Source organism: Lysobacterales bacterium (genome assembly GCA_019634735.1).
GTDB lineage: Bacteria > Pseudomonadota > Gammaproteobacteria > Xanthomonadales > UBA2363 > Pseudofulvimonas.
In genome coordinates this window covers 35,568-51,513 of record JAHCAT010000020.1, presented here as the reverse complement: position 1 = coordinate 51,513, position 15,946 = coordinate 35,568, and the positions used below count along the sequence as shown (strand labels likewise).

The 15,946-nt window shown below is 71.4% G+C and carries 13 protein-coding genes; 6 read left to right on the top strand and 7 right to left on the bottom strand.

Going from position 1 to position 15,946, the window contains the following annotated elements; genetic code table 11:
• Nucleotides 1–328: 328 nt before the first annotated feature.
• Entirely contained in the window at nucleotides 329–766 is a 438-nt protein-coding gene (locus KF823_15625; GenBank protein ID MBX3727336.1) for a nuclear transport factor 2 family protein, read from the bottom strand.
• 52 nt (nucleotides 767–818) lie between these two features.
• Nucleotides 819–1,925 carry an NADP-dependent oxidoreductase gene (locus KF823_15620; GenBank protein ID MBX3727335.1) on the bottom strand — a complete coding sequence of 369 codons (1,107 nt, stop codon included), beginning with the start codon at nucleotides 1,923–1,925 and terminating at the stop codon, nucleotides 819–821.
• A gap of 368 nt (nucleotides 1,926–2,293) precedes the next feature.
• On the opposite strand from KF823_15620, the gene KF823_15615 reads away from it, so the two are divergent.
• Complete coding sequence (locus tag KF823_15615; GenBank protein MBX3727334.1) at nucleotides 2,294–4,270, top strand: DNA/RNA non-specific endonuclease; 1,977 nt, start codon at nucleotides 2,294–2,296, stop codon at nucleotides 4,268–4,270.
• 418 nt (nucleotides 4,271–4,688) lie between these two features.
• Here KF823_15615 and KF823_15610 read toward each other — a convergent pair whose 3' ends face one another.
• Entirely contained in the window at nucleotides 4,689–5,732 is a 1,044-nt protein-coding gene (locus KF823_15610; GenBank protein ID MBX3727333.1) for a hypothetical protein, read from the bottom strand.
• Between the two features lie 204 nt (nucleotides 5,733–5,936).
• Here KF823_15610 and KF823_15605 point away from each other — a divergent pair, with 204 nt between their 5' ends.
• The gene (locus KF823_15605; protein MBX3727332.1) at nucleotides 5,937–6,635 is read left to right on the top strand and encodes a transposase; all 699 of its coding nucleotides are present in this window, start codon (nucleotides 5,937–5,939) and stop codon (nucleotides 6,633–6,635) included.
• 196 nt (nucleotides 6,636–6,831) lie between these two features.
• Here the strand turns inward: KF823_15605 and KF823_15600 are convergent, their stop codons facing one another.
• Nucleotides 6,832–7,242: a host attachment protein gene (locus KF823_15600; GenBank protein ID MBX3727331.1), complete on the bottom strand. Its 411-nt coding sequence runs from the start codon at nucleotides 7,240–7,242 to the stop codon at nucleotides 6,832–6,834.
• 428 nt (nucleotides 7,243–7,670) lie between these two features.
• Between KF823_15600 and KF823_15595 the strand changes: the two genes are divergently transcribed.
• From KF823_15595 to KF823_15585, 3 genes are all read left to right on the top strand, one after another.
• A complete protein-coding gene (locus KF823_15595; GenBank protein ID MBX3727330.1) occupies nucleotides 7,671–7,946 on the top strand; it encodes a hypothetical protein in 276 nt (91 codons plus the stop codon).
• A 301-nt stretch (nucleotides 7,947–8,247) separates the two neighbouring features.
• Nucleotides 8,248–9,447 (top strand): acyltransferase family protein, encoded by a 1,200-nt coding sequence (locus KF823_15590; GenBank protein MBX3727329.1) that lies wholly within the window; start codon nucleotides 8,248–8,250, stop codon nucleotides 9,445–9,447.
• Nucleotides 9,448–9,613: 166 nt separating this feature from the next.
• Nucleotides 9,614–10,228 (top strand): hypothetical protein, encoded by a 615-nt coding sequence (locus KF823_15585; protein ID MBX3727328.1) that lies wholly within the window; start codon nucleotides 9,614–9,616, stop codon nucleotides 10,226–10,228.
• A 67-nt stretch (nucleotides 10,229–10,295) separates the two neighbouring features.
• On the opposite strand, the gene KF823_15580 is transcribed toward KF823_15585, so the two are convergent.
• From KF823_15580 to KF823_15570, 3 genes are read right to left on the bottom strand one after another with little or no spacing between them, the layout of a single operon-like run.
• Nucleotides 10,296–12,410 (bottom strand): hypothetical protein, encoded by a 2,115-nt coding sequence (locus KF823_15580; protein MBX3727327.1) that lies wholly within the window; start codon nucleotides 12,408–12,410, stop codon nucleotides 10,296–10,298.
• A 42-nt stretch (nucleotides 12,411–12,452) separates the two neighbouring features.
• Nucleotides 12,453–14,732 (bottom strand): serine/threonine protein kinase, encoded by a 2,280-nt coding sequence (locus KF823_15575; protein ID MBX3727326.1) that lies wholly within the window; start codon nucleotides 14,730–14,732, stop codon nucleotides 12,453–12,455.
• Between the two features lie 7 nt (nucleotides 14,733–14,739).
• Nucleotides 14,740–15,297, bottom strand: coding sequence for a sigma-70 family RNA polymerase sigma factor (locus KF823_15570; GenBank protein ID MBX3727325.1), 558 nt, complete (start codon nucleotides 15,295–15,297; stop codon nucleotides 14,740–14,742).
• A gap of 169 nt (nucleotides 15,298–15,466) precedes the next feature.
• On the opposite strand from KF823_15570, the gene KF823_15565 reads away from it, so the two are divergent.
• Nucleotides 15,467–15,889 (top strand): hypothetical protein, encoded by a 423-nt coding sequence (locus KF823_15565; protein ID MBX3727324.1) that lies wholly within the window; start codon nucleotides 15,467–15,469, stop codon nucleotides 15,887–15,889.
• Nucleotides 15,890–15,946: the final 57 nt, after the last annotated feature.

The window sequence follows — 15,946 nt, the reverse complement described above, 5'->3', positions numbered from 1 at the left end:
GGCGGCCTGGTTCGACCGGCCAGCTGCCTCGATCCTCTGGACGGCCCGGACCGCTGTCCACCGCCAGAAGTCACGGTCGCGGCGAAGCGGAGCGATGCGCGGACAGGGCGAGGGCGGCCCGACCCCGGCGCGCCGCCGGTGGTGCCCTCGCCCCGGGGTACAGGCTGCAGAGGCGTCGCGATCATCGCGGCGGGCACGGCGCCGCGACGAGACCCCGTGGGCGGCGCACGCGCGGACGGCGCCGCCTGCGCGGCGGAGGGGCCGCCCCGCGATGGGGGACGAGGACCTGGCCAGGCGTCCGGGCCGGTCCACGGCGCCGGTCGGCCGTTCAGGCCCCCGGCGTGACCGCGTGGTAGGCCTTGACCACGATCCGCCAGCCATCCTCGAAGCGGACCAGGCTCATGTGGTCGTAGGCGCGCATGTCGGGGTAGTCCAGCTCGATGACGGCGGTGGCGACGTCGCCGTCGACGACCACCGAGCGGATGCGGCGCTTGCGCTGGGCCTCGTCGCGCGGGGCGCGGCCGCTCGAGGACTGGGCGATGTAGTCGCTGGCCGGACGCTGGCCGTAGACGCCGTCCTTGACGCCAACCAGCAGGGCGTCGGGCGCGAAGGCGCGCCGGAAGTGGCGTTCCTGGCCGGTGGCGTGGCCGTCCAGGTAGGCCTGCAGCGGCACCCTGACCGCATCGATGTCATTGCCCTGGGCGGGCGGCGTGGCCAGGGCGGGCAGGGTGGCGAGCAAGGCGAGGGCGGCAAGGGGTCTGCGCATCGGGAATCTCCTGTCTGGGCGGGGGCGAGGGCGGGGCGTGGCGGCGCGGGGATCAGGGCCGCGGGCGCCCAGCGGTCGGGTCGCCTTCGCGCGCGAGGCCGTCCTGCACGGACGGGTCCAGCGCCACCGGCATGGCGATCACGACCTTGCCGCGCGTGCGACCGCTGCGGTTGTGCTCCTGTGCTTCGACCACCTCGGCCAGGGGCCAGGTGCGCTCGATGTGGATGCGCACCTGGCCGCTGGCGATCAGGGGCGCGACCGCTTCCAGGGCCGGACGCACCCGCCACGGCGGCGTCGCGGGGCAGGCGATGCGGCCGTCGGCGCACAGGTTCGCGGGCACGGTGCCGACCAGGGTGACCAGGCGGCCGCCATCGCGCAGCACCGCGGGCGAGCGCGCCAGGGTGTCACCGCCGACGGTGTCGATCACGATGTCGACACCGCGCACCGCCTCCTCGAAGCGGGTGGTCTGGTAGTCGATGGTCTGGTCGGCGCCGAGTTCGTGCAGGAAGTCGTGGTTGCGGGCCGAGGCGGTGGCGATGACGTGGGCGCCGCGCGCCTTGGCGATCTGCACCACCAAGGAACCGACGCCGCCGGCCCCGCCGTGCACCAGCACGCGTTCGCCGGCCTGCACGCCGGCCGCTTCCACCAGGTAGCGCCACGCGGCGACCGCGACGGTCGGCCAGGCGGCGGCCTCCGCCAGGCTCAGCGCCGCGGGCGCTGGGACGATCTCGGTGGCCGGCACGGCGACGTACTCGGCATAGCTGCCCGGCCGCGCGACCTGGTCGACGATGCCCGCCACGCGGTCGCCGCAGGCGAAGCCGGTGACGCCGGCGCCGAGCGCGACCACCACGCCGGCGAAGTCGCCCCCTGGGGTGGCCGGGAACGGCAGGCGCCCGGCCTGCTGCAGCTTCCAGTCGACCGGATTGACGGCGGCGTAGTGCACCTGCACCAGCACCTCGCCGGCGGCGGGTCGGGCCACCGGCACCGTCTCGACGGTGAGCGCCTGCGGCGGCCCGGCCGCGGCGATGCGCGCCGCGCGCATGGTCGCCGGTACCGGCCCGCAATCGAGGGCCTCAGGTTGCGCCGCGGCAAGCCCGGGGAGCAGAGCGCCCAGCGCCAGGAAGGTCGTTGCGAGCAGGGGCATCAGCGGGATGTTCATGAGGGCGCTCCGTGGGCTGGCCGATGTTGAGCGCGCCCCGGAACGAACGTTCACACCCTCCGCCAACCGATCCGCCCAGCCGCCCCCCCGCCACGCCAGACCGAAAAGCGAAAAGGTGTCAGGGACAATTTCGAAGCGAAAAGGTGTCAGGGACACTTTCGGGCCTGCTTGCCGGCTCCGGTCAGGCGGGGTGGCGTCGCCGTCGCGCGCCGGGGCGATACAGCACCTGCGCGATGGGTCGCGCTGCATCCAGGAGCCTCAGGTCGGGCTGCCCAGGACACCGTCATCGCGAGAGGGGAACGACGTTGTCCCTGAGACTTCCCGCGCCCGGCGCCCTCCAGAGGATGAAGCCCACAGGTGCCCCGCCCATGCCAAACGATCCCCTTTCCTTCGGCGCGCAGTACCGCTCCTTGCTCGCCGACGGCGAACTGCTCGACGAGATCCGCGAGCGCGCCGCGTACGGCGCCATTGCATTGCCCGCGGCCGAACGGCCGGACGAGGCGACCATCGAGCGTTCGATACGTCTGCTGGCCCCGCGTCGCCGCGGAGCGATCGCACTGGATCCGCGCCCCCTGCCGCCGATGCCCGAACCGGTCACCGCCCGCGAGGAGGCCATCGTCCTGCGCTGGGGGCGGCCCTCGCTGCTGATCAGGAACGGCACCTTCGAGCAGGTGGACAGCCCCTCGTGGCGCGTCGCGCTGGAGGCGGCGCGGACGCGGATCGAGCAGGCCGTCGCGCGCGTCGGGCGCGTGGAGTTGCTCGACCACCTGACCATGGAGTGGGCCGGAACGGGCTGGATCGTCGACCAGGTCGACGGGCGGACGATCGTCGCCACCAATCGCCACGTCGCGGAGTTCTTCGCGAACGCTCAGGGCGCAGGTGCTGCGCAGTTCCTCAGGAACGTGCTCGGTCGTCCGATCGGCGCGCAGGTCGACTTCCGCGAGGAGTACGACCTACCGCTGGTCCTTGAGGTTCGGGTCGAGCGGGTGCTCTACCTGGCGGGGCCGGATGAGCCGGATATCGCATTGCTGGAATTGCGTTCTGACGTGGCGCTACCCGACCCGATCGAGCTGGCCTCGGCGGAAGTCCAGGATCGCCAGCCGATTGGCGTGATCGGCTACCCGGCGCACGACAGTCGCAACGGGCAGTCGGACATGGAGCGCTACTTCGGCGAGATCTTCGACGTCAAGCGCTTCGCGCCGGGAAAGGTCAGCTTCCGGGCCGATGGTGAGCACTACTTCGTCCACGACTGCACGACGCTGGGCGGCAACTCGGGATCGGCGGTGATCGATCTCGACAGTGGCAAGGCGGTGGGGCTCCACTTCGCCGGGATCTACCTGCAAGGGAACTTCGCGGTGAAGGCCGGGTGGATCCGCCAGGCGCTGTCGCATGCGCGACCCCTGATCGGCGCCGGTGCAGCGCCGATCCAGCCGCCACCGCCACCGCCACCCGTCGTGCGCGTCGAAGCCGACGGCCGCAGCAAGGCCGACAGCTTCGACGACCGCGATGGCTATCGCGAGGACTTCCTGGGTGACGGAGACCGGCGAGTCCCGCTGCCCCAACTCGGCCGCTGGGCCGACGACGTCGCACCGGTGGCCGGTGGTGCGGCTGGGTCGCCCCAGGTTGCACGCTACCGCCACTTCTCGGTTGCCGTCAGCCGATCGCGGCGGCAGGCACTGTACGCGGCGGTGAACATCGACGGCACCCAGCTGCGTCGGGTTCCGCGCAGCGACCGCTGGCTGATCGATGAGCGTTTCGCGGATGCCCACCAGCTGGGCAACGAGATCTACAGGAACAACGACCTCGACCGGGGTCACCTGGTGCGGCGCCTGGATCCCGTGTGGGGCAGCGCAGCTGAGGCGGCACAGGCCAATGCCGACACGTTCCACTACGTCAATTCGGCGCCCCAGCACAAGCACCTGAACCAGCGCGAGTGGAACGACCTCGAGGACTACATCCTCGACAGCACCGAGATCCACGACCTGCGGGTGTCCGTGATCACCGGGCCGGTGATGCGCGAAGAGGACCGCAGCTATCGTGACCTGGTCAGGCTGCCGCGCGAGTTCTGGAAGGTCGCCGCGCTGGTGAACGCGCAGACGGGACGGCTGGCCTCCGCGGGCTACATCCTCAGCCAGGGCGACATGATCCAGGGGATCACCGAGGCGGCCTTCGTGTTCGGCGAGTTCCGCACCTACCAGGTGCCGATAGCGCTGATCGAGGCAGCCACCGGGCTCAGCTTCGGCCCGCTGGGCGCAGTCGATCCGCTGCGACCCTCTGAGACCCTGGAAGGCACCCGCCGCCCCCGCGTGGTCCGCATCGAGAACGCCACGGACCTCGTCTTCTGAACCTTAGAAATGGTGTCAGGGACATTTTCCCACGGCCAACCCACAAAACCGTGCCAGGGACAATATCCCCCGGCTGCGCCTTGGACACTCTGCGTCGAGCCGCATCCGTGGCGGGTCCTGATGGCCTCAAGAGTCGCGGATCGACAAGGAAAAAGGTGCCAGGGATGATTTCCGGGCCCTTCGCGCCGTCATCTGGCGAGGGCGCTGGGATCCGCGCTACCTGCAGCGCAAGAGGCTACCGAGCCCGCCGCCACGTCAACGGGGCAATGGTGAAGCGCACCGGGTCGGTAGTCCGACCCGCACCGGGTGAATGACCGGCGGGTTGGAGCAATTGGCTCTGACACCCTTCTGGGCGGACGGGCTTGGGAAATTGTCCCTGACACCTTTCTTGGGTGGGTGACGCGTTCTTGGATCGCGCTCAGTGAGGGTCCTTCTGGGGTGCATGGGTCCAGTGCTCGGGACGCGGACGCCACGCGTCGGACTCATCGGAACCGAGAAGCGCGCCGACGAAGTCCCCCAGGTCGACGGCCAGCACTTCGTTCGCCGCACTGTCTCCGGCATCTTCCCAGTGCGCCGCCAGCACGAAGTCCTCGAAGCGCGTCCAGTCCTGCCCCAGCGTACTGACGATCAGGCGGCCCAGGTCATAGGCCAATTGGACGGCCTGGTCCTGACCGACATAGGCCTGACCCGACCAGAAGCTCTGGATGTTTGCCGGCGTCCAGAACATCCGATGTTGTTGTTCGATTTCACGCAATTCCGAGGTGGCCGGCGTGCCGCCGGCGAGAAGGTGCTCCACGTTCACCGCAATGCCCTCGTTGAGCCACGTCGGCAGAGGCAGGTGAGCCAGAAACGCATGTGTCATCTCGTGCGCGATGGTGGGTTCCAGTGCGCTCAACTCGCTCTGGATCGAGGCGAAGTGGCTGCAGCCGCTGTCGATGAAAATGCCGGCGCTGGTGGGAACATCGTCGCCAGGCTGGTGGAAGGTCATCACGTAGCGGTAGTACGTGTCCGGGTCATCAAAGGCGATCAGGATGTCACGTCCCCATTCGCTCGCGTCGGCCGTGCGTCCGAGCAGTCTGCGCACACGCTGGCTGGTCCGGGCCATGAAGGCGAGCGTCAGCTGGACGGCACGATCGTCCTGGCGGGAAAGCAACAGCGCCGCCTGGGATTCGAACAGCCGGTAGCCAGCACCAAGCGCATCGCGAAGATGCAGAAGCCAGGCACGTTCGCAGGCCAGCCAGGCGTCGCCACCTTCTTTCGGATCGGCGAATTCGTCGCACCACTCGCGGACGCGATTCCAGGCAATGTGCGGCAGGCCATCCTTGTGCTTGATGAGCGTCTGGAACGCCAAGCGACGCCCGCCGCTCTCGACAGACGAGGGAGCCGCGTGATCGAGTATCGCGGTGGGGGGCGGCGTGGCTGGAGCTCGTGCCGCGAACAGCGACTTCAGCACGCGCAGCATGGCGGCCTCCCAGCCATACACCATTCGCTCCAGATACAAACACGCCAATCAAACGGTGCCAGGGACATTTCTCGATGGCGGGGCGCAACAAAGTCAATAACGGTGCCAGGGACAATTTCCCACGGCCGCCCGAGGATAGGTCTGAGCCGCCATCGCGGCAACCGCTGATGGCAAGAGGGGCCGGATTGGCCAAGGATGCGGCTCATGGCCCGACAACCACGATTCGATTTCGCCGGGATCGCACAGCACGTGGTGCAGCGAGGCAACAACCGTCTGCCCTGCTTCCTGGACGATGACGACCGCCAGCGCTACCTGCAGTGCCTCCGGGAGGCGCTGACACGTTTCGACTGCCGGCTGCATGCCTACGTGCTGATGAGCAATCATGCACACCTGCTGATGACGCCCGGCAGTACCGGCGCGGTGTCACGGCTTATGCACACCTTTGCCCGGAACTACACCGGGCTTTTCAACGGCCGACACGGCCGCACCGGGACGCTTTGGGAGGGGCGCTTCAGGGCCTGCCTGGTGGATTCGGAGCGCTATGTCCTGGCCTGCAGCCGGTACATCGAGCTCAACCCCGTGCGGGCCTGGATCTCGGCAAAGCCAGGCGACTACCCATGGTCGAGCCACGCCGCGAATGCCGGCGAACGACGTGATCCTTTGCTATCTCCGCATTCTGCCTATCTGGCGCTGGGTGCCGATGCCAGCGCCCGCGCCGCCGCCTGGCGGGCGCTTGTCGCTCAACCGCTGGCGGACGAGCTGGTTGCCGGGATTCGCTCCCATCTGCAGCAGCAGAAGGTGCTGGGAACGGAGCGTTTTCAGGCCTGGGTAGCGCAGCGCACCGGAAGGTTCGTCGGGCTGCGTCCGCGTGGTCGGCCCCCGTCGGGACAGAAATGTCCCTGACACCTTTAGGTCGCCGAATTGTCCCTGACACCTTTGGGTCCTGACACCTTTGGGCCCCCTTCTTGTCCGCAAAATGTCCCTGACACCTTTTGGTCCTGAAGCTCCTGGCTTGGATTCTCTGTCTGCGGCGGGCGGTTCGGGTGCGGCTCACGCGCCATGGGGACTGCCGCCCCACGCAGGGGCGGCAGTCCGCTGTTCAGCCCGCGGCCTCGGCGGCCAGCGCCCGCTCGATGTCCTCCAGCGGCGAGTTGGTGAGCGTCTTGGGCAGCTCGAGCAGGGTGCGGCGGGTGGCCTCCTGGTGCAGCAGCGGGCGGATCTGGCCCAGCGACTGCGGGTCGGCGATCAGCACCAGGTGTTCGAAGCGGTGGTTGAGGGCGGCGTCGTTGACCGCCAGCGCCAGCTGCTTGACGAAGGTGGCCTCGTCCAGATGGTAACCGTCGGCGTCGGCAGGTTGCCGGCCGGCCGGGCCGTCATCGTCCAGGTTCACCGGCTCGAGCAGGCGCTCCTGATGCAGGCTGAGCGCGGTCGCGGTACCGACATTGCTGAACAGGCGGGCCTTGGTGCCGTCGGCGACCAGGATCCAGGTGCCGGTGGGGATCTTCACCATCGCGTTCTCCTTGTGCTTGTCTGCGGTGGGCGAGGTCCCGGAACATCGCCGCGTGGCGTGACCGGGGACGATGACGGCAGCTTAGTCCGGCCTGGGTGTCTGGCGGCCGACTGGAATCCCTCCGGGCTCACGGGGCTTTCACCCGCGAACTGGTCGCCAGCGGACCAGCGTGCAGTGCCCTGGAGCCCCCTCGGGCTCGATGGCGCCACCACCGGCGTTGTCGACGAGACAGGCAGCTGCCGTCCGTCCCTCGCCCGGTCCGATGGACTCGGGCCGGACGCTCCCCGCAGCGGGCTGTCCGGACGAATTCCCCGTGGCACCTCCCCGGTCGCTGACGGCACCCGTCCGGCCTCGCAGGCTTGACGGCCGCAGGCACGGCCGCCACGCTCGGCGGCGCAGCGCCGCTGTGCGCATGCCGGGGAGGATCGATGAGCAAGTCGCGGCGGTTTTCGTTGGCGGTTCGGGTGTTGGCCGGCCTGTCCGTGGCCGTGTTGATCGGCACCCTCGTGGTCTGGTCGATGTTCGGCGTCGGCCTGGTGTCGGCTGGTCTGGCGACGGCATCGGCGGTTGGTCTGGTCGTGCCCTGCGTGCTGGCCGGCGGATCGCTGCTCGACATGCTCGGCGCCCTGCTCGAGCTCGTGGTCGAGGGCGTCGCCACACTGATTGGCGCGGCTGTCGATGCGATCGCCTCGCTGCTCGGGTAAATGGACGGGGCAGGGGCGACGCAGCGGAGCGCCCGGCGACGCGTGCGCCGATGATCCCTTGTCCGTTCGTGCGCGTGGCAGTGCTCGCTGTACACGGCGGGCTGTCGCCGGCATTGGGCAGGCGCCTCCTCGCCATCGGCAGGAAGCGGCGGTGCCCGGGATGCGTGCGGCTGCGCGGGGCTAGCCGCCGCCGCTGCGGGCGCGGATGGATCGCGGCGCTCATCCTGGCGCCCGTCATCCGCGGATCGGCGCCCTTCGCGCCTGGGCCACCGGTCGGTCGCCGGTCGCCGGGAGCGCCCCCATGACCCGCCGCCACGATCTCGACGTGCTACGCGTGCTCGCCTTCGGGCTGCTGATCCTCTACCACGTGGCGATGGTCTACGTGGCCGAGTGGGACTTCCATATCAAGTCCAGCCACACCTCTGAGTCGCTGCAGTGGCCGATGATCTTCGTCAATCGCTGGCGGATGTCCCTGCTGTTCCTGCTCTCGGGGCTGGCGGTGGGGCTGGCCCTGGCACGCGTCGCACAGGCACCCGGCCGATTCGCGGTTCGGCGCAGTTGGCGGTTGCTGCTGCCCCTGCTGTTCGCGATGGTCACCACGGTGCCGGTGCAGGCGTATTGCGAGGCGCTGGCCAACGGCGTGATCGAGCCGGGCTTCGTGGCATTCATGGCGCGCTACCTGCAGTTCCGGCCCTGGCCCGAGGGCGGTTTTGCCGGTGCCGAGTTCGGTGTGACCTGGAACCACCTCTGGTACCTGGTCTACCTGTGGGTGTACTCGCTGGTGCTGGCGCTGTTGTTGCCGCTGCTGCGCACCAGGCCGGGGCGACGTCTGGCGGCATCCCCGCTGGCGCCGGGACGCTGGCGCGGCACGGTCCTGGTGCTGCTGCCCTCGCTGTGGGTGCTGGCCTGCCTGTACTGGCTGGCGCCGCGCTACCCCAGCACCCATGCCCTGCTCGATGACTGGGCCAACCATGCCCAGTACCTGCCGGTGTTCCTGTTCGGCGCCGCGGTGGCGCAGTCGCAAGGTTTCTGGGACGAGGTGCTGCGCCTGCGCCGACGCCTGCTGGCGCTGGCCCTGCTGTCGATCGGTGTCTACATCGCGCTGCGCTGGCTGGGCCGCAACCTGACGCCCGACCAGGCGGCGGCGTTCCCCGACTGGAACTGGCGCGCGATCAGCGCCGGTGCGCACGCGCTGTACCGCTGGACGGCGCTGCTGTGCGTCCTGGGCTACGGCTACCTGTGGCTCAACCGGCCGTACCGATGGCTGCCGTACGCGAACCAGGCCGTGTATCCCTGGTACATCCTGCACCAGAGCCTGATCGTGCCGCTCGCCTTCGCGCTGGGTGCGCTGGCGCTGCCGGGCTGGCTGGAGTTCGCCCTGGTGCTGAGCGGCACCGTGTTCGGTTGCGCCTTGCTGCACGAGTTGCTGATCCGCCGCGTGCGCTGGCTGCATCCGCTGTTCGGGGTGGAGATCGCGGCCCGTCGGCAGCCCGCGAGCTGAGCGTGTCCGGGATGGCAGGCAAGGGCCAATGCGGCAGGCGATCACGACGCACCGCGCTGCGCAGCCTGGCTCTCGGTCGAGGGTCCGGTGCTGCACTGCCAGGCCGGATCGGGACTGCAATGGTGAAGCCGTGAGGCAGACTCGGGGTCGCGCGGCGGATCGTCGCTTGGTCCTGGCCGGCTACACCATCGCCGTGCTCGCGGCGCTGTACGCCCTGGTCCTGGGGGTCGGCCTGGCCACCCTGCCGGCGCCCGACCAGCCCATCCAGGACCCCTGGTTCACGGTGATGGAGCTGCTGATCCTGGCGATCGCCCCGGCCCTGGTGCTGTTCGCCCTGGGCCTGCGCGACCGGGTGCCACCGGGCAACCGGGCCGCCGCGCAAGGCGCGGTGGTGGCGATGGCGCTGTGCGCGGCGGTCACCGTGCTGGTGCACCTGTCGATCCTGGTCGTCGCCCGGTGGCCGGCGGTGCAGGCGCAACCCTGGGCGCCGGCGATGTTCTCCTTCCGCTGGCCGTCGCTGGCCTATGCCCTGGACATCCTGGCCTGGGACCTGCTGTTCGCGATCGGCGCCGGCTGCTGCGCGCTGGCGCTGCGGGGGATCGAGGCCTTGCGGGTAGAGCGCGGGCTGCTGGCTCTGGCGGCGCTGCTGGCCCTGGCCGGGCTGGTCGGCGTGCCGATGGCCGACATGACGGTGCGCAACATCGGCATCCTCGGCTACGCGGTGGTGTTCCCGGTCGCGGCGGCGCGGATCGCGCGCAGGGCCGCGGCGCTGCCCGCCTGACCGCCGCCGCCGCGACCCGCCGCTGGCGCGCCCCCCGACGATGGTCGCCGGGGGGCGCGCACCGGACTCATTCGAAGCCGCCAACGAACACCGGCGGAGTCACCACCAGGCGTGCGCGGTCGGCCAGCACCTCGATGCGGGCATCCAGCGGCGGATAGGCCGGCGGAAAGACCACGTCGCGGAAACCGCCGCCGACCGCGCTGCCGGTGACCAGGTCGAACTGGTCGCCGGGCACCGGCACGAAGCCGCCCGCGGCGCCGATCACCAGGGCACCATCCAGGGCAATGTTGCCGCTGCCCTCGATGCGGTCGAAGCTGCCCAGGCCGTCGAGATCGACAAGCAGGCGACTGCTGCCTGTGAGCGTCAGGCTGGCACCGCCGTCGAGGCTGAGGCGGCCGACCGGATGGGCCGGCGCGTACGGCTGGTCGGGCTGGATCCGGCCGTCGACGCGCAGCGCGCCGGACAGGCGCCCCTCGCCGGTCAGCCACTGGTCGGGACCGAGGGCCAGGGAACCGGCGCTGGCGTCGAGCCGGGCATTGGCGCCGGGGGCATGGGCGAGCAGGCGCACCTCGCCCTCGCCCAGGATCTGCGCCGTGCCTTGGGCCTGCAGGAGACCGAAGGCCGGGCCGCAGCCCCCACTGTCGGCGGCCAGCAGGCCGTCGTTGGTGATGCTGCCGGCCAACAGCAGGGTGCGGAAACACGGCGCCAGCACGGCGCTTCCGGCCTCGATGTGCAGGTCCTCGATGCCGACGTTGCTGCTTTCCGAGTAGAGCAGGCCGCTGCCGGCGGTGCGCAGGGCGCCGCCTCGGATCCAGCTGCCGGTCGCGCTGCCCTGCAGGGCCATCGCCGAGCCGTCCAGGATCTCGATCCGGCCGTCCGGCCCCTGTGCGATCTCGCCCTGGAACAGCCGCAGGGTGCCGCCGTCGCGGGCCCGCATCAGGCCGTCGTTGACGAAGCTGTTGTCCTGCAGCAGCAACTCGCCGGGCCCGCTGCCCTGGCCGTTGCGGTCGGCGTCCACGGTGCCGAGGTTGGTCAGTTGCAGGGCGATGTGGCCGACCCCGGAGATGGTGTGGTCGGGGCCATTGACCAGCGCGTAGCCGCCGCCGCCGCTCAGGCTGGACAGCGCGCCGCCTTCCAGGCGGATGCGGCCGCTGCCGGCCACCGTGGCGGCCTGGCCGAACCGCGAGGCGATGAAACCCTGCGGACCGGTGTGGATCAGGCCGTCGTTGGTGACCGTGGCCGGTCCGAGGAAGACGCCGGCGTTGCCGGAAAAGGTAAGGGTCGAGCCGGCGACCAGTTGCACGCCCTGGATCGGGAAGCCCTGGCTGATCACCAGCGCGCGTCCGCTGCCCATGGTCTGCAGGCGGCCGCCGACCAGGCCTGGCGTGCCGGCGTTCTGCAGGACCAGCTCGGAGCCGTGGCCGACCAGGAGCAGACCGCTGCCGGACTGGTGGAAGCCGGAATCGCCGTTGGCCATCGCCAGACGCAGCCGGCCGCCGCCGCTGGCCGCGACCAGACCGTTGTTGTCGATCCGGTGGATGCCGCTGAAGCGAAGTTCGCGGCCGGGGACGTCGGCCTCCACGAGACCATCGTTCTGCAGGCGGACCTGGATGTCGCCGTTGCCCAGGATGCGGTGGCCGGGCCAGTTCACCAGCAGCCAGCCGAGGTCGAAGGTCGGGGCCAGGGTGGCGTTCCAGGTCTCGTTGGCCGGCCCGGCCAGGCGCAGGCTGCCGGTGCCGTTGGCATTGCTGTGGTTGGCGATGCGCAGGCTGGAGCCGCTGGTCGCCTCGGCGCCGCCGACCACGATGCTGCCGGCGTTGTCGATCTGGGTGCCGTGCACGGTAAGGCTGGCGTGCGCGGAGACGCCGACGATGCGCAGGGTGGCCTCGCCGATGCTCAGGTGGTGGCACTCGCCGCCGAAACCGTTGCCCGGCAAGGTCACCGTCACTGGCCAGGACAGGTGGGCGGTAGCGCCGGCATTGGGCACGCCCGCCTGCCAGGGCAGGACGCCGCCCCAGCGCAGGGGTTGGAACCAGTCGTCGGCGACCGGCTGGCTCCAGAAGGCGATGCCGCTGGGCCCCGGGGGCTGCGCGATGGCGGGCAGGCCGGTGCACAGGGCGAGGGCGATGGCGGCCCGGCACAGGCGAGGGGCCGGCCGGGGGAGGGGCGAAGGCTGGGACATGGTGCGGCTCCAGGTGACGGGCCGGAGTGGCCGGTTCGTCGCCTAAGGCGCAGCCGGGCGTCCCCGTGCCTCATCGCGTGCCCGGTCGGCCAGCGCGCGCGCCCGCGCCTTGAGTTCCGGGCTCGCGAAATCGGCACGCTCGAACACCGCCAGGGCCTGGCCCGCATGATCGGCTGCCGCGGCATGCCGGCGCTCGGCCAGGGCGACCTGGGCGGCCACCAGGTGGACGTGGCCGCGGCCGATGTAGTCGGGCGCGAAGGCCTGGTCGGCCAGGGCCAGGGCGCGCCCGATGGCCTCCCGCGCCGCCGCGGTCCGGCCCAGGTCGACGTGCAGGCGTGCGGCATTGGTGAGCGGGCCGGCGAGCTCGGCATGGTCCGGCCCGAAGGCCTGCTCGCGCACCTGGACTGCGCGCTCGAACAGGGCCAGCGCCTCCTCGCTGCGGCCGGTGTCGCGGGCCACCAGGGCGAAGTTGTTGAGCGCCACGGCCAGGGCCACGGTCCGTTCGGGCAGGGCCTGTTCCAGCGAAGCGATCGCCTCGCGGTAGACCGCCTCGGCCTCCGCCAGGCGCCCGGCACCGTGCAGGGCGCCGCCGAGGTTCTCCAGCCGGGCGCCCAGCACGGCCGGACCCAGGGCCATGCCGCGCGCCTCCTCGACCGCCGCGGCGGCCAGCGGCACGGCCTCGTCGAAGCGGCCCAGATCATTGAGCAGGGCGGCCAGGTCGTTGCGCACCTGGCCGGCAGCGCGGGCCTGGTCCGGCGCCGCGGCCAGCACGGCAAGGGCGTCCCGGTAGCCGGACTCGGCGCGATCGGTTCGGCCCAGGCTCCAGTCGAGCAGGGCCTGTGCCTGCCGCACCTCGGCGTGCTCGGGGGTGCCCGGACGGCGCAGGTCCAGGGCGCGCTGGAACTGCGCCGCAGCGGCATCGAGCAGGTTAAGGCTGGTGTAGGCGCGGCCGATGCCCAAGCGAACGTCGGCCTCGCTGTCGGGCTGCCCCCTGAAGTGCTGCGGGATCCAGTCCACCGCGCGGTCCAGGGCTTCGCGCAGGGTCGGCGTGCGGCCGCTGGCGACCGGGTCGGCATCGGCGATCAGGCGCATCAGGAAGGCGTTGGCGCTGGACGCCCGGGCTGCCTCGGCCCGGGCGATGCGCGCCTGGTGGGCCGCGGCGGCCAGGCCCAGGGCCAGGGCCAGGACCGCTGCCGTTCCGGCCGCCGCGGCCAGGCGGTTGCGGCGCAGGAACAGGCGCAGGCGATAGCTGCGTTCGCCGTGGCGTGCCGAGACCGGGCGCAGGTCCAGCCAGCGCGCCAGGTCGTCGGCGAATTCCGGGACGCTGGCGTAGCGTCGGTCGATGTCGGGTGCCAGGGCCTTGAGCAGGATGCGGTCGAGGTCGCCGGCCAGTTGCCTGCGCCAGGCCTGCGCCTCGCGGCGGCCCAGGTGCAGGCGGTCCGGAGCCAGCGCCGTGCTCGGGCGGGTCGCCGGCCGGCGCTGCAGGGAAGCCAGGGCCTGGCCCGGCGGCCGCTCCTCTTCGTGCTGGGCCGGCAGGCGCCCGGTCAGCAGCAGGTGCAGCACGAGGCCCAGGGAGTAGACATCCGATGCGGTGGTCAGCGGCCGGCCTTCGAGCTGTTCGGGGCTGGCGAATTGCGGCGTCAGGGGCGCGTTGCCGGCGCCGGTCAGGCCGACGTCGGCATCCAGGCGCTTGGCGATGCCGAAGTCCAGCAGCTTGGCCTGGCCGTCGCGGGTGACCAGGATGTTGGCCGGCTTCAGGTCGCGATGCAGGATCAGCGCCCGGTGCGCGGCGTCTACCGCAGCCAGCACCTGCCGGAACAGCTGCACGCGCGCCCTCGGAGGCAGCTGCCGGCGCTGGCACCAGTCGTCGATGGGGTCGCCGTCGACGTATTCCAGGACCACGTAGGGCCGGCCGTCGGGCGCGGTGCCGCCGTCGATCGTGCGCGCCACGTTGGGGTGTTCCAGTTGCGCCAGGAAGCGGCGCTCGGCATGGAATCGGGCCACGGCGTCGCGGCCGCCGATGCCCAGGGCGACCAGCTTGAGGGCGGCGCGCTGGGTGAAGTCGCCGTCGACGCGTTCGACCCGGTAGACCTCGCCCATGCCGCCGGCACCGACCTGCTCGACCAGGCGCCAGGGCCCCAGACGCTCGGGAAGGCGGCGTGGTTCCAGCAGCCCCTCGCTGGCCTGGTGGGCGCGCAGCAGGGCGAGGGCGTCGGCGAGCAGCGCGGTTCCGGATCCGGCACGCTCGCGCAGGAAGTCCTCGCGCTCCGGGGGCGGCCGGTTCAGGGCCTCCTCGAGCAGCGCCAGGGCGCGCGTGTCCATCGCCCCCTCAGCCCAGGTGCAGATGCAGGAAGGCGCGGGCCACTTCCCAGTCGCGCTGCGCGGTGGCCCGGGAAACGCCCAGCAGCTGGGCGACCTCGACCATTTCCAGGCCGCCGAAGTAGCGCAGCTCGACCACCCGGGCCTTGCGGGCATCGTGCGCCTCGAGTTGCTGGAGGGCCTGCTCGAGGTCGAGGACGTCGATCTGCGGATCCGGCGCGGCTTCGTCGGGGAGATTCGAAAGGGTCACCTTCCAGGCGCCACCGCCGCGCTTGTCGGCATCGCGGCGGCGGGCGTGGTCGACCAGCACCTGGCGCATGCGTCGCGCCGCCAGTCCCAGGAACGCTGCGCGGTCGGCCGCACCGGCGCCGTCCTCCGGGCGCAGGCGCAGCCAGGCCTCGTGGAGGAGGGCTGTGGGGGTGAGCGAGTGGCCGCCGCGTTCGCCGCGCATCTGGCGGTCGGCGAGACGGTGCAGCTCCGCATAGACCAGCTCGGCAAGGCGTGCTTCGGCACCGTCTTCGCCGGCGGCGCGCGCCCTCAGCAGCTGCGTGATCGGACCCGTCGGCAAGGCGGTGCTCCCCGTCCCTGGGCAGTGGAAGTCTGGCCGGCCAAGCCTAGCGCAGGTGCCTGCCGCGGCGCGCAAGGCGACGGGCTCCACCCAGGCCAACGCCATGCGGTCCTATGCCGGGTGGCCCGTTTGCCGCCACACTGCCGGCAACGGGCAAAGGAGCCGCACCATGCCGACCGCGCACCTGGCGTTCCCGCACGCCGCCCTGGCCTGGCTGGCGATCCTGGTGCTGGCGATCGGCAACGGCCTGCTGCGCGAGGCGGTGCTGGTGCCGCGCCTGGGCCGGGTCGCCGGCATCGTGGCCAGCGGCCTGTTGCTGATCGCCGCGGTGTTCGCGGTGGCCTGGTTGCTGCTGCGCTGGCGTCCAGCGCGCTCGCCCGCCCAGGCAGGGTGCCTGGGCCTGGGCTGGCTGGCCGCGACCCTGGTGTTCGAGACCGGCTTCGGCCTGGTCCGGGGACTGACCTGGCCCGAGCTGGTGTCGGCCTACACGTTTGCCGACGGCAACCTGTGGCCGCTGGTGCTGGTGGCCCTGGTGCTGGCGCCCGTGTGGGTGACGCGGCACAGGAACAAGGTGGCTGCGCTCCGCCGGTGAGCGTCCGGAGCCGGGATGGCCTAGGACCGTGCTGGGCCGGAGCGGGAGGGCGCGCGG